Raw genomic sequence first — 994 nt, forward strand, 5'->3', positions numbered from 1 at the left:
TTTTCTTGTTTTTTATCAATGAGTTGTTTTCAAACACTCTCTAATGTAGGAAACCGCACAAGAGGCTCCCGCCCATGTTGCCAGAGCGTGCCTTACTGACGATTTTCCTTGCTCCATGGCCCATCACGGCGGTCTCCGCGCGGCCCACCTGTCTGTCGGGGGTTACTTTGCACGGCGCACGGCATGTGCAACCCTCACATCCCGAACGGGGCGGCCCACACGCCACCCCGATCCACCGAGACAGACAGGAAGTCACGCCATGAAACTGTATTACGCCCCGGGCGCATGTTCACTTGCCGCGCATATCATCCTGAATGAAACCGGCCTGCCCCATCAGGTGGAACGGGTGGACCTGAAGGCCAGGAAAACCGCCAGCGGCGGCGACTATCTCAGCATCAATCCACGCGGCGCGGTGCCCGCGCTGGAGGTCGCACCGGGCGAGGTCCTGACGCAGAATGTGGCGGTCCTGACCTATATCGGCGCACAGTCTGACATTGCGGCCCTGCATCCCGCCCCCGGTTCACTGGCGCAGTATCGCCTGCTGGAGGCCATCGGCTTTTGCGAGGACGTACACGCCGCCTTTGCCCCGCTGTTCGCGCCCGACCTGCCCGACACGGTGCGTGAACGACAGTTCGCCAACATCAAGCGCCGCCTGACACAGGTGGAGGCGATCCTGAGCGCCAGCGGCGACGACCATATGCTGCCGGTGGGATTCACGCAGGCCGATGCCCTGCTGGCTGTGATCCTGAGCTGGGCGCCGCACGTCAATGTGGACCTCTCCCCCTACCCCGAGGCCAGCGCCCTGCGCGAACGGGTATTCGCCCGCCCCGCAACGCAAAAGGCGCTGAAGGAAGAAGGGCTGGCCTGATCCCGCGCCCGCGCATCCGTCAACGGGCGCGGCGCGGGCCATTACGGGCACGACAGGTGGCGTGCCCCCTGGGGATTGTTTGAAAACAAGAAAAGTTTTTGGGTGCTGCCTTTTGATCGAAAAAGG

Annotated in this window: 1 protein-coding gene; it reads left to right on the forward strand. The window is 62.7% G+C overall.

Annotation, left to right across the window (positions count from 1 at the left end):
• Positions 1-259: 259 nt before the first annotated feature.
• On the forward strand, positions 260-868 hold the full coding sequence (locus B7G66_RS16590) for a glutathione binding-like protein (protein WP_003621655.1): 609 nt from the start codon (positions 260-262) through the stop codon (positions 866-868).
• Positions 869-994 lie beyond the last annotated feature (126 nt).

This window comes from Novacetimonas hansenii JCM 7643 (assembly GCF_000964405.1).
Lineage (GTDB): Bacteria > Pseudomonadota > Alphaproteobacteria > Acetobacterales > Acetobacteraceae > Novacetimonas > Novacetimonas hansenii.